At 62.0% G+C, this 12,676-nt stretch carries 11 protein-coding genes; 3 read left to right on the top strand and 8 right to left on the bottom strand.

Going from position 1 to position 12,676, the window contains the following annotated elements:
• Together ACFFN1_RS14200 and ACFFN1_RS14195 are read right to left on the bottom strand one after the other, a co-directional pair.
• Positions 1-661 (bottom strand): restriction endonuclease subunit S (locus tag ACFFN1_RS14200; RefSeq protein WP_376841502.1); only part of this gene is annotated, 661 nt, incomplete at its 3' end.
• Positions 658-2,229 carry a type I restriction-modification system subunit M gene (locus ACFFN1_RS14195; RefSeq protein WP_376841501.1) on the bottom strand — a complete coding sequence of 524 codons (1,572 nt, stop codon included), beginning with the start codon at positions 2,227-2,229 and terminating at the stop codon, positions 658-660. The genes ACFFN1_RS14195 and ACFFN1_RS14200, both read right to left, overlap by 4 nt.
• A 462-nt stretch (positions 2,230-2,691) precedes the next feature.
• On the opposite strand from ACFFN1_RS14195, the gene ACFFN1_RS14190 reads away from it, so the two are divergent.
• Positions 2,692-3,957 carry an ATP-binding protein gene (locus ACFFN1_RS14190; protein ID WP_376841500.1) on the top strand — a complete coding sequence of 422 codons (1,266 nt, stop codon included), beginning with the start codon at positions 2,692-2,694 and terminating at the stop codon, positions 3,955-3,957.
• Between the two features lie 300 nt (positions 3,958-4,257).
• Here ACFFN1_RS14190 and ACFFN1_RS14185 read toward each other — a convergent pair whose 3' ends face one another.
• The 4 genes from ACFFN1_RS14185 to ACFFN1_RS14170 all read right to left on the bottom strand — a co-directional run bounded on the left by ACFFN1_RS14185 (position 4,258) and on the right by ACFFN1_RS14170 (position 8,102).
• Entirely contained in the window at positions 4,258-5,217 is a 960-nt protein-coding gene (locus tag ACFFN1_RS14185) for a hypothetical protein (protein ID WP_376841499.1), read from the bottom strand.
• Positions 5,218-5,344: 127 nt separating this feature from the next.
• Positions 5,345-6,070 (bottom strand): hypothetical protein, encoded by a 726-nt coding sequence (locus tag ACFFN1_RS14180; protein WP_376841498.1) that lies wholly within the window; start codon positions 6,068-6,070, stop codon positions 5,345-5,347.
• A 293-nt stretch (positions 6,071-6,363) separates the two neighbouring features.
• The gene (locus ACFFN1_RS14175; RefSeq protein WP_376841497.1) at positions 6,364-7,476 is read right to left on the bottom strand and encodes a pseudouridine synthase; all 1,113 of its coding nucleotides are present in this window, start codon (positions 7,474-7,476) and stop codon (positions 6,364-6,366) included.
• 17 nt (positions 7,477-7,493) lie between these two features.
• A complete protein-coding gene (locus ACFFN1_RS14170) occupies positions 7,494-8,102 on the bottom strand; it encodes a TetR/AcrR family transcriptional regulator (protein ID WP_376841496.1) in 609 nt (202 codons plus the stop codon).
• A 263-nt stretch (positions 8,103-8,365) separates the two neighbouring features.
• On the opposite strand from ACFFN1_RS14170, the gene ACFFN1_RS14165 reads away from it, so the two are divergent.
• On the top strand, positions 8,366-8,767 hold the full coding sequence (locus ACFFN1_RS14165) for an HsmA family protein (protein ID WP_376841495.1): 402 nt from the start codon (positions 8,366-8,368) through the stop codon (positions 8,765-8,767).
• Between the two features lie 15 nt (positions 8,768-8,782).
• Here the strand turns inward: ACFFN1_RS14165 and ACFFN1_RS14160 are convergent, their stop codons facing one another.
• Entirely contained in the window at positions 8,783-10,483 is a 1,701-nt protein-coding gene (locus tag ACFFN1_RS14160) for an acyl-CoA dehydrogenase family protein (protein WP_376841494.1), read from the bottom strand.
• Complete coding sequence (locus ACFFN1_RS14155) at positions 10,480-11,097, bottom strand: TetR/AcrR family transcriptional regulator (RefSeq protein ID WP_376841493.1); 618 nt, start codon at positions 11,095-11,097, stop codon at positions 10,480-10,482. The genes ACFFN1_RS14160 and ACFFN1_RS14155 overlap by 4 nt, the downstream gene beginning before the upstream one ends.
• Before the next feature lie 97 nt (positions 11,098-11,194).
• On the opposite strand from ACFFN1_RS14155, the gene ACFFN1_RS14150 reads away from it, so the two are divergent.
• Positions 11,195-12,583 carry a class I adenylate-forming enzyme family protein gene (locus ACFFN1_RS14150; protein WP_376841491.1) on the top strand — a complete coding sequence of 463 codons (1,389 nt, stop codon included), beginning with the start codon at positions 11,195-11,197 and terminating at the stop codon, positions 12,581-12,583.
• The last annotated feature ends 93 nt before the right edge of the window (positions 12,584-12,676 follow it).

Below are 12,676 nucleotides of genomic sequence, written 5' to 3'. Positions count from 1 at the left end.
TCTGCAGCTGCTTGACAACCACCATAGGGACACCCCCCGCTTCGGGGAAGGTCAAAAGAGCGTCTCGATAGTACTCGTACTGGCGCCTCCGAGCCTCCAGCTCCGCCTCCAGCTCCGCCTCCAGCTGAGTGAACTGATCCAATATTCTCACAATTTCGCACTGCACCTCAAGCGGCGGCAGTGGAAATCGGAATCTCTTGAAGCCTGCCATGTCAACCGTCGAAAAACTCGACTTCGTCGTGTTGTTCCTACACCACTCATCCAGAACGAATCCATAGTAATATAGAAACTTGACGTCCACGCGGTCCACAAATTCGGGCTTCACTGCCAGCGAAGTGAATCTCTGGTTGGACAAGTGTGGAACTGTGACTAATGCATGCTCACCAACCGTCGCCGATGTTGCGAAGAGTAAAGAATTCGCAGGAAAAAGACGCCCACCCTTTACCGCAGCCTCGGAGACATGCTGAATCGCCCCGTCAAGCACACTGCCGTTCGCCCGTATGTCCTCCATGCGAATCCATGGGATTGTCCCCTCCTCCCAAAATGAAGGATTCGACTTCGACGGAGTGTAGCCGTTCTTCAGATCAAATAACGCAGACACTTCAATGAAGGGAACACCCGACGGAGCAAGCTTTGCGAGCAACCTTTCGACCCCACTCACGAACCGGCCCCCTCTAGATCCGCAACGATTGCATCGATCGAAGCACGCAACTGCGACTGCCGAGCGACGATCTGCGTGATCTCCGAATTCAGCGCCTTGATATCGATGACCTCGCGCGTATCTTCCTGCTCAACGTAGGACGACACCGCGATGTTGTAGTCGTTCGCCGAGATCTCCTCGTTCGGCACGAGCGTGGCCACGTGGTCCACGTCGGCACGAGCAGTGAACATGTCGAGCACTCGGACTTGGTTCACCTCGGTCAGCTTGTTCTTGTTTCCGCTGCGTACGAACTCAGCCGAAGCGTCGATGAACAGCACCGCATTATCCGTCTTGGACTTCTTGAGGACGATGATGCACGTGGCGATGGTCGTACCGAAGAACAGATCCGGCGGCAGCTGAATGACGGCGTCCACGAAGTTGTTGTCGATGAGGTACTTGCGGATCTTCTTCTCCGCACCGCCGCGGTACAGAACACCGGGAAACTCGACGATTGCAGCCGTGCCGTTGACGGCCAGCCAGCTCAAGATGTGCATTGTGAAGGCAAGGTCTGCCTTCGACTTCGGCGCGAGCACTCCTGCCGGCGCGAATCGTTCGTCGTTGATGAGGAGCGGATTGGCGTCTCCCTCCCACTTGATCGAGTAGGGCGGGTTCGAGACGATCGCCTCGAACGGCTCATCATCCCAGTGGGCAGGATCCAGCAGGGTGTCGCCGTGCGCGATGTTGAACTTCTCGTAGTTAATGTCGTGCAGGAACATGTTGATGCGCGCAAGGTTGTACGTCGTCAGGTTGATCTCCTGCCCGAAGAACCCCTGTCGCACTTTCTCCTTGCCCAGCACTTTGCCGAACTTCAGGAGCAGCGACCCCGATCCCGCAGCAGGGTCGTAGACCTTGTTGACCGCTGTCTTGCCGACGACCGTGATGCGGGCCAGCAGCTCGGAGACTTCCTGCGGCGTGTAGTACTCGCCGCCCGATTTGCCGGCATTCGCCGCGTACATCTGCATGAGGTACTCGTAGGCATCGCCGAAGAGATCGATCGTGTTGTCCTGGAGACTCCCCAGCGGCAGATCCCCGATAGCGTCAAGCAGTTTCACCAGTTTCTCGTTGCGCTTTGCAACCGTGTTTCCCAGCTTGTTGCTGTTGACGTCGAGGTCGTCGAACAGCCCCTTGAGGTCGTCCTCGCTCTCAGTTCCGATCGCGGATCCCTCGATGTTCTTGAACACGCGCTCGAGCGTTTCGTTCAGATTCTCGTCCGCATAGGCACGCTCACGGACGTTTGCGAACAGCTCGGACGGAAGGATGTAGAAGCCCTTCTCCGCAACCGTCACCGCACGTCCGAATTCGGCATGCTCATCGTCGAGCTGTGCATAGTCGAACTGACCGTCTCCAGCTTCGTGCTCCGCCTTATTGATGTAGGCCGTCAGGTTCTCCGAGATGAACCGATAGAAGAGCAGGCCGAGCACATACGACTTGAAGTCCCACCCATCGACCGACCCGCGCAGATCGTTAGCAATACGCCAGATCGTCTTGTGCAGCTCCGCGCGCTGCGCTTCCTTCGTCGACGGTGTCATCTCTCGCCTCCCGCGCTGCGACAGCGCACACTGAACCTGCTCGTTCGATTAGGCCCCATGCTAGTGGCAGCCACGGACACAGCCGCGGAGCCGCGCCGAGCAACCTTCTGCAGTTGACCTGCTCAGGCGTTCGGGGATCAAGCAACGCAAAGAAGACATGTGCGCCGACTACAAGAATGAACCGTCCTGGAATCTATCCAGTCGTGAAGTCAACCAAACCTTCAGCAGTCCCGAACATGTGTTCCCCCAGTTATGCCGCGCGAACCCTTTTCGGGCAAGCCCTTTTGGCTGCACCGTGTGATAGCAGACGAACGCACCCTGCCAACCCAGCGTTACGCATCCGATCGACGGTTGAAGTTGCCACCAATCGACGCTTAATCTCGCCACCAATCGACGGTTAAGTGTGCCACCAATCTTCGATAGACGTAGCAGTTCGCGCCCGGAAGCCCTAGAATTGCCGGCATGAACGCGCTCATCGAACGACACTCGGCGCCGCTGCTTCGGCAGCTTGCCGAGCACTTCCCAGCGGTGGAAGTGCTGGGTGCTCGACAGGTGGGAAAATCGACCCTCACCCAACAGGTCTCGGAAGAGTTTGCCGCCGCAGGCGCTTCCGTTTTGACCTTCACAATGGACGACCCAGAAACGCGCAGCGTCGCAGTGAACGACCCTCGCGGGTTTCTTGCCCAGAACACCGAGGGCATGATGGTCATCGATGAGTTCCAGCGAGTGCCAGAGTTGATTCTGCCGCTCAAGGCTGAGATCGACCAGTACCGCAAGCCGGGGCGTTTCCTCATCACCGGAAGCTCGAAGCTGACCACGGGCGAGGCTGCCGCCGACAGCCTCGCCGGTCGAGTCGTCAGCCTGCAGATTCGCGGATTCAGCCAGGGCGAGCTTGCTGACACGCGAGACGATTTCATCGCGCGGGTACTCGCCGGGTTCAACCCCGCAACTGAAACCACGGCGCTCACTCGCAACGACTACGTCGACATCATTGCCCGTGGCTCGATGCCCGAAATGCAAGAGCTGCCCGAGCGCATCCGCAACACCTGGCTTAACTCGTATATCACCCGGCTGGTATCGCGCGACATCCAAGACCTGTCGAAGATTCGGCAGCCCGAGCAGGTCATGGCGCTATTGCGAGCCCTGGCGGCGGTGCAGGGGTCGGAGACGGTGATCGGGCGCCTGGCGAACGACCTCGACATCGCCGCGTCATCCGCTGCGCAGTATCTTCGATTGTTGCAGGGGCTGTTTCTTGTTGATCAGCTGCCGCCGTGGACACCAAACCTGCTCAAACGTGAGGTGGGCCGCCACAAGACCGTCATTAGCGATCCCGGCGTCGGGTTGTGGCTCACCGGGATGAAGCCGGCCACGCTCAAAGACCTCGTGAAAGGTCAAGCGTTCGGCGGCGTCTTGGAAGCCTTCGTTGCGAGTGAGCTGCTGCGGCAGAAAACGTGGGCGAACGACGAGTGGGAACTGTTCCACTATCGCAGCCCCGACGGCCGCGAAATCGACCTGGTGATCGAACTCGCTGACGGCCGCGTGATCGCTTTGGAAGTGAAGGCGGCCTCGTCGGTGGCGCCGGCCGATTACCGGCACCTCACCTGGCTACGCGAACAGTTCGGGGAACGATTCGTGGCCGGATATGTGTTGACTACGGATACCCAGGGTCGCTTTCTCGGCGACCGGCTCGCGGCGCTGCCAGTCGCTTCACTGTGGAGTAATGCCTGAGTCGGCTCAGTATTCGTAGGCATCAGGTCGTAGGTATCGGCGCGACCTATGTGAACCGTCCTGGGTTTCGCTCCTAGAATATTGTCAAAGACGGTTCACACTACCTCTCTCTAGCAGCTGTCCGGTGCGACAATCAGCGTCCTCGGACCACAGAGGCACCACACCCGAGGAGGTGCCCACCCCCGTTTCCGCTTGTGAGTCTCCACACGCCACGCGCCTGTCTGCGGCGCCACGGCGGGGGCGCATCGTGTCGCAGCCGCCGCGGAGTCGCACCGCCTCGCGGCCGCTGCTGTTCGGCGCCTATCTGCGACGCGGCTGGCTGGCGAGCAGAACGGTGGGAACGAGGATATGGGCCACCAGCAGCGCGACGGCGACGACCACGGTCACTGCACCGTAGTTCGCAGGTGCACTGTTGACCAGGACGTAGGCCAGCACGATGACGCCGCCTACGGTGAGGAGCGCCCACGGGATCCCGACGGCGAAGAGCATCCAGAGGCGAGTGAACATGAGCCGCTGCAGCGACATGAGCGAGCCTGTCGACGACAGGCCCACAGCCCAACAGATGAGGAAGATCAGCCCCAGCCGGGTCGGCGTGATCGGCCAGTCCTGGATGCGGCTGCCGAAACCCGCGCCGCCGACGATGAGCGGCCACAGCATCGACGTCAGTGTCAGCACTGCCGCGTGGATGATGGAGATGAGGCAGACATATCCGGTAGCCGGCAGCCACCGGGGGCTCAGATTGTCGGCGACGAGGTCGGTATCGGCGAACGGCAGCATCCACGCGGCAGTGAGCAGCATGAAGAGTGCGAGCGGCGCAGCCGCAGTGGACTCGATGCGCTCACCGGAGTTGCTCGACACCAGCCCCAACCGCGTCAGCCACACCACGATGATCGCCACGACCGCCATGACCAGGCTGAATCCGATCACCCATATCAGCTGCTTGGGCCAGTTGATCCGGTCGAAGTCCCCGGACCGGATGTTCATCTCCTCGCGCTGCTGGTCGAGTTCACCCAGGTCGTACCGGCCGTTGACGCGGGGGACGCCGGGCGCGTACATGCTGTTCGCAGACTGCTCCGGGTGGGGCACCCGGTTCGGCTGCCGGCGCGGGTGAGGAACTCGGTGCGGCTGCTGCAGCTGCGGCGCATGTGACTCCTGCAGGCCGCTCGGGCCCTGCGACGGACGATGCCCCTGCGACGGTCGAGGCGCCTGCGGAGGGTATGCCGGCCGAGGCGGCTGCTGGGGATCGTGGTCGTGACTCATGTTGTCACTGTAGCGCGCCCTCGGTGCAGCTTTGCGGCGCTGCAGTATCGGACTTGCGACTCCTCTGCACACTCCAGATTCGCCATGCCGCAGCCGAGGCGTTGCTTCCCTGCCCGGGGCATGGAACCTATCCGCGGCGCGGCTCTGACTGCTGAGCACGCCATTGCTTATCCCGTTCGAGGTTCGCGAGCAGTCGCGGCTGACTGAAAGCGAGGACAGCGGGAACGAAGATGAGCACCGCCAGCAGCACGACAGTGACGACGGCGAGCACCGATCCGTAGTTCATCGGCGAAGTCTTGCCCACAACAACGGCCAATGTGATGCAGCCGCCGAGGGTGAGGAGCACCCACGGGAACCCAACGAGGAAGAACATCCACAGGCGACTCAAGAGGAGGCGCGGCATCGACAGGGCTGAACCCACCGATGACAGGGCCACAGCCCAGCAGCAGATGAAGGTCAGCGCCAGCCGCATCGGTGTGATCGGCCAATCCTCGAACCGCTGGCCGATGCCCGCGGCGCCGATGACGAACGGCCACAGCATCGTCGACAGTGTCAGCATTGCTGCGTGGATGAAGGAGATGAGATAGATGTATCCGGTCGTCGGCAGCCACCGAGTGACCGGCTTGTGAATGAGGAGGTCAAATTCGAGCAGCGGCAGCATCCAGGCGAAGAGCAGCAGCATGACGACGCCCATCCACCCAGAGCTGTCTGGTTCGACGGCCCGACCGATCTGGTCTGTCAACAGTCCCGTCTGCAGCAGCCACAGCAGGATGGTCGCAATGATCGCCGCGCTGACGCTGGTGCCGATCGCCTTCCTCAGCTGCTTGGGCCACTCGATCTCCGCGAGTTCCAAGTCCTGGTTCTGCTCCTCCTCACCGTTCTGGTCGGATTCGCTCAGGCCGTGCTGGCCGTTCCCGCTGGGTGGCCCGGACGGAGACTCTGTGTGCCCAGGCTGCTGGGGCGGGTGAGGCGCCTGCGGAGGGTATGCCAGCTGAGGCGGCTGCTGGTGCGGGTGAGGAATCCGTCCCGGCGGCTGCTGCGGATGCGGCGCATGTGACTCCTGCGGCCCGCGCGACCCCTGCGCGGGCGGCGACCCCTGCGGAGGGTATGCCGGCCGAGGCGGCTGCTGGGGGTCGTGGTCGTGACTCATGTTGTCACTGTAACGCGACAGCGGCGCAGCGATGCGGCGCTGCTGTGCCAGCCCTGCGACATCTCTGTGCACCCGAGCTGCGCCCACGCAGCAGCCGGATCAAGCCGCAGACCAGTCGCAAGCTCCCGCTTGTGGCCGGTGAGCGGATCGGCGAAGGACAGCTCCGCGGCCAGCAGCTGCAGCGGGGATGAGAAGTCATAGGAATCCGGATTCACATCGACGGGGTAGACCGGGTCACCGAGGATCGGCAGTCCCAGGCCGTTCATGTGCACCCGCAGCTGATGGGTCTTGCCGGTCACCGGCTGCAGGACGAACTCACCGATCTGCACCGTCTCCTCCCCCGCTGCCGAGGCGCCGGTCCCCGCGACATGGGCCGCCGAGGCGCCGCTCGCCGGTCGCGCGCACGGTACCTCGTGGACGGCGGCCAGTGAGATGCGGGTGAGGGTGTTCGCCTCTCCGGGCACTTCGCGCACCTGCCGGTCACCGGAGGTCTTCTCCAGCCGGGTGCGGCGCTCCTGCGGCACGCTGGCCGGATCGAACCCGGGCGGCAGCAGGGCTAGCGCGCGGTAGGTCTTCGTCACGGCTTTGTCCTGGAACAGCCGCTGGTAGCGTCCACGGGTCTGCGGTCGGCGGGAGAGCACAAGCAGTCCGGCGGTCACCCGGTCGAGGCGGTGGATGGCCACGAGATCCGGCTCAGCGCGCTCGAAGCGCAGCCGGGTGACCGCGCATTCGCGCACGAACCGGCCGTTGGGTGTGCTCGCGAGGAAGTGCGGTTTGTCGATGACGAGCAGCTCCTCGTCCTCATGCACGATGCCGATCTCGAACGGCACTCGCCGCTCAGGCGGAACCGGACGGTAGAACCAGTAGAAGGCGCCGGGGATGACCGGATCGGACAGCTGCGCCGGCCCAGCCTCCGCGGTGCACAGGTGCCCTTCCGTCACGAGCGCTGCCCGCGCCTCGGGAGTGGAATCCGGGATGAGGAGGGTGAGCATCGCATCGACGCTGTCCGGCACCGGGACGTCGGCGAGCGCGTGGGTCTCATGGCCGCCGGGTGCGCGCAGTCGCGTGGCGGAGATCCCCTCGCGCGGGGGCAGTGGGCTGCGGGGCATATGCCCAGCCTACGGGCTCAGCAGTTCTCCCCGGTGGCGCGCAGGCACAGGTGGGTGATCTGGTCGGCGAAGGCGCGGCGTTCGGCCGTGCTGAAGGAGCACGGTGCGTCGTAGAGCGGCTCCTGCAGGATGACGTTGATCGAGCCGACGAGTGCGCGCCCCATCATGTGCTCGTAGCGGTTCGGCGGGTGGCCGGCGATCGCGGTGGCGATGGCGCAGGAGAAGATGTTGTGGGAGGTGCGGCGAACTGATTCGATCGAGGACGGCGCGGGCCGGAACATCATCGATGCGGCCATGCTCGGGTCGCAGAGCGTGCGGCGGACGAAGGCTTCGGCAAGCCGGCTGGCGCGCCGGCCGGGGTTCGGATCGGAGGCGGCGGCGAGCTGCTCATGGGCGATGTCGTACTCGCGCTGGGCGTAGTGCTGGTAGGCATCGTAGAGCAGCTCGTCACGGGAGCCGAAGTAGGTGTAGAGGGTGCCGACCGAACAGCCGGCCAGCAGGGCCACGCGCTTCATCGAGACGTCGATGATGCCGTTGGCTGAGATCTTGTGACGCGCGGCCTCGAGGATCTCACGGCGACGCAGCACTGCCCGGTCGCGGGCCTGGATCGTGCGACGAGTGGTCATCGTATCCCCCTCTGCCAGCGCGCAGCGCTGCGCGAAGCGTGAAATCCGACCGCATTCGAACGGCAGCGGCACCGCTCGATATGACTCAGATCACATTGACGGAGATTTATATCGTATCGGTTATATGCGCACACGACACTAGTGAATCTCGCACTTCAGCAGGGATTCCACCCCTCGGGACACAGCGGGTCAACCATTCGGCTGATGTGAGGATCAGCCGCTGGCCCGATGCGCGCGGCCGGGCGCCGCGCGACGATGATGGCATGCTGACACCCGCCATCATTTTCATCACCCTCGCCCTCATCTTCTACACCATCGGTGTCTGGGCCGAGCACCTGCGCAGGAGCCTGACCTGGACCCACGTCGTGTTCTTCGGCCTCGGGCTGGCCGCCGACGCCACCGGCACTGAGATCATGCGCCGCATCGCCGCCTCCGGCGAGGCCGATCTGTTCACCGGCACGGCCGCCGGGATCCTCGGCACGACGATGGCGATCACCGGCGCACTGGCGCTGCTGCTCATGGGCGTCCACTTCCTCTGGGCGGTGATCGTCATGGTCCGCGGCACCGCGGAGGCAAAGCAGACCTTCCACCGCTTCTCGCTCATCGTGTGGGTCATCTGGCTGGTCCCCTACTTCACCGGCATGGCCGCCTCCATGCTCGGCTGACTGGCCCGCCGCCTGTCACGCTCGCTCCACCAACAGATCGACGGACACTCCCACTGGCAGCGCACCGTACTCTCTCCCACGATCACTGCCTAGCCGTGCCGTGACGAACGCGGCAGCTGTCTCAGGCGATGCATGGGCTCTGAGGACGGCCGACTGGTAAAGCACTGCCATCTGCTCGACAAGAACTCGGCCACTTGCCTGCAGACTTGCGACTGCGTCGGGCGATTTGTCTCCCGAAAGCACCTCTTGAGCCTTTGTCAAGCCACGGACTAATTGCTCATATGCCTGGTCGTAGGCCCCGTCCGATCCAAGTCCCGTCTCGAGGAATGCAAGGAATGCCTTTGCTGCATCAGGCTCGCGGGCCAGCGCACGCAGCACATCGAGAACGATGACGTTGCCGGAACCCTCCCAGACCGCAAGGACCGGCTGTTCGCGGTACCGTCGAGCCAAGGGGAAATCCTCCGTGTACCCGTTGCCTCCGAGACACTCAAGGGACTCATACGCGTGCTCAGGTCCACGCTTGCAGACCCAGTACTTAGCTACCGCTGTTGTCAGCCTCCGGAGTGCGGCCGCCTCAGCAGTCTCAGAGTCGTCCTGGGGACGCTCGTAAAGGCTGGCAAGGTGCAGCGCACTCCACGTAGCTGCTTCAGCTTCGAGTTGGAGGTCTGCAATCACTGATCGCATTAGCGGCTGATCCACAAGTCGCGCTCCGAAAGCACTTCGATGCCGTGTATGCCATGCTGCTTCTGCTACGCCCTGCCGCATTCCCGCAGCAGAACCGATGACACAGTCAAGACGCGTCCGTGAGACCATCTCGATGATGGAGCGAACGCCCCGACCGGGTTCTCCCAGAAGCCAACCCACCGTCTCATCCATCTCGATTTCCGACGATGCGTTCGACTTGTTGCCCAACTTGTTCTTCAGGCGCTGGATGCGAAAGACGTTGAGCTCTCCACCGGGGAGAATCCTCGGAACCAGGAAGCAGCTGACCCCCTCAGGCAACCGCGCCAGCACGAGGAAGGCGTCCGACTGCGGGGCCGAGCAGAACCATTTGTGCCCAGTCAGCCGGTAGGTCCCATCCTGCGATGCCACCGCCTGTGTGGTGTTGGCGCGGACGTCGGAGCCCCCCTGTTTCTCTGTCATCGCCATGCCGAAAGTGACAGCGTCTTTCTCGGCGGGGTCAATGCGCCGCGGGTCATATCCGGCATAGGTTGCGCGCGGTATCCAGAACTCAGCCAGTTCGCTGTCGAACTGCAGCGAGGCAACCGCGGCATGCGTCATGGAGACAGGACACCCGTGGCCGGGCTCAATTTGGCTGAAAAGGAATGAACGTGCCGCGCGCTCCGCCTCGACACCCTCGTCTGCGCGGTTCCACGCCAGTGAGTGGGTTGAGCGCTCGAGTGAATCCGCGATCACGCGATGGTAGGCAGGATGGAATTCGATGTCGTCAATTCGGTTGCCCCACCGATCGTGAGTGTGGAGAACCGGCGTGTAGATGTTGGCCAACTCTGCGTCGCGTTGGTACTCGCTGCTTCCGATCAGCTCTCCGATTTCTTCCAGCGTCGAGATATCTGCCGAGGGGGCAAATGCCGACACGGCGTCGACTAAGGCTGCGTTCGACAAGTATTCGTCAATGTCGGTTCGCTGCGGAGCCTGATTGAACACCGCGTGGGTTTGGTGTCCGCTGGCAGCAGGTTGACGGTGATCCGTAGTCACGTTCTCTCCTTATTGATTCCTAAGATTCTTCGACCAGCTGCGATCAGCAGTCCGATCAGGCGACGCTGCTCGCTTGCCGGGACCGGTTCACATGACAGAAGGGGCTCAGTCAGCACCTCCGCCACCATCCCGACAATCATGCGACTGAGCACGTGAGGGTCTTGGCTCAACCCAGACCCGGCAGACAATCGCTCGATCCCCGCAGCGCATACAGCGGCATAATCAGCTCGGAATGCCAGACGCTCGGTGTACACCACGTGCGGAACGTCATCGAACAGCAGCGCACGTGCAAGCAACTGGTTCGCGAAGGCTCGCGTACAGAATGTACTCACGTACTGATCGACAAGTTCGGCAAGTGTTTCGGCTTCAGAAGTAGCTGCAACGATCATGTCGAGCTCATGGCCTGAAGCGTGAGCGAACGTCCGACGCAGCAATTCATCGCGGTTGGAGAAGTAGCGGTAGATCAAGCCGGTTGAACACCCAACTTCAGCAGCCACGGCTTTGATCGTCGCGGAGTGGAAGCCTGAGCGACCCACAACCTTCCGCGCTCCTTCCGCAATCGATCGCTCGCGTTCCGCAGTTCGCCTGCGCTCACGGGCTGTCTTTCGATACATCGACTCCCTTTCGCCAGCAGACCTTCCCTGAAGAATTGAACCATGGTTCAATAGTTGTCAGTGTGACACACGTCGCATCAAAAGAACAGGAGGAGCGATGAAGCTCACCACGATGCTGGAAGGCTCGGTCGAACGGTTTCCCGAGGCTGAAGCCCTTGTCGCCGGAGACACGCGGCTGACTTTCACTCAGTTCCAAGAGCAGAGCCTGCGGGCGGCCGCCTACCTGCGAAGTTGCGGCGTGAGGCCAGGAAGCCGCGTCGGAATCATGGCTTACAACGTACCCGGCTTTGCGATCGGAGCATTTGGTGTGTGGTATCTCGGCGCCACACTCGTTCCACTCAATCACAAGATGCAGGCTCCCGAGGTCGAGTACACCGTCAGCCACGCGGAACTGGATCTCGGAATCGTCAGTCCTGAGCTTCTCGAAACCGCACTGGCGGGCGCCTCGGACACCAAATGGATCACGACCGACCCGGCTACCGGAGAGCTGGACAATGCCATTGCCGAACATGATCCGCTGCAACCTGACCAGTTGCCTGAATTGCACGACGAGGATGTCGCCCAGATCCTCTACACATCAGGAACGACAAGCGCCCCGCGAGGCTGCGTGCACTCCCACCGTTCGATCACTCAGGCGGCTCTGCTCATCGCTTTGAATTTCGGGTTTGATTCTGACGATCGGTATCTCATCGCCATGCCACTCTGGCACTCCGCTCCACTGAATATCTGCTTCATGCCGATGATCGCGGTCGGTGGAACCACAGTACTGCACCGTGAGTACCACCCAGTCGACACGATGAAGCTCATTCAGAGCGAAAGAACGACAACCTTCTTTGGACCTCCTATCGCCTACCTTGCGCCAATGATGGCGGCAAAACAGATGGGACAGGACTTTGCGAGTGCTCACGACTTCAGTTCGATGAGACGATGGCTCTACGGAGGCGCACCCACCGATGCGGGAACCCTTCGACGACTTATCAGCGGGTACGAATCAGAGAATTTCTACAACGTCTTCGGCATGAGCGAAATGGGACCAACCGGGTGCTTCCTCAGACCCGAAGATCAGTTGCGAAAGGCTGGTTCTATTGGCCGGGCCGCCATGATCGGCAATCGAATGCGCGTCGTCGACGCCAATGGTCGAGATGCTGGGCCGGGGCAGACTGGTGAAGTGTGGTTCGCCGGGGATACCCGCATGAGAGAGTACCTCAATGACCCTCAAGCCACAGCAGCAGTTTTCGAAGGAGACTGGTACCGGACTGGCGATGTTGCCAGGATCGATGAAGACGGATTCCTCTACATCGTTGACCGACTGAAAGACGTGATCATCGTCGGTGGTGAAAACGTCTACTCGCTCGAAGTTGAGGAAGCGATCAGCTCCCATCCGCGGGTCGCGGACGTCGCAGTCGTCGGGCGCCCCGACCCAGATTGGGGCGAGCAGATCGTGGCGTTCGTAACGACCTCCGACGGGGAGGAGCTAGATGATTGATTCCAAGGGTTCAGTGGTCGTACGCGGTCAGTGACCGGAGTACCGGCTGTCCGGTCTTCTGGTTGTGCCAGATCGCAGTAGTCAGCGCGAGGA

This window comes from Brevibacterium otitidis, from assembly GCF_042429315.1.
Lineage (GTDB): Bacteria > Actinomycetota > Actinomycetes > Actinomycetales > Brevibacteriaceae > Brevibacterium > Brevibacterium otitidis.
This window is presented reverse-complemented; position numbering and strand designations above follow the sequence as displayed.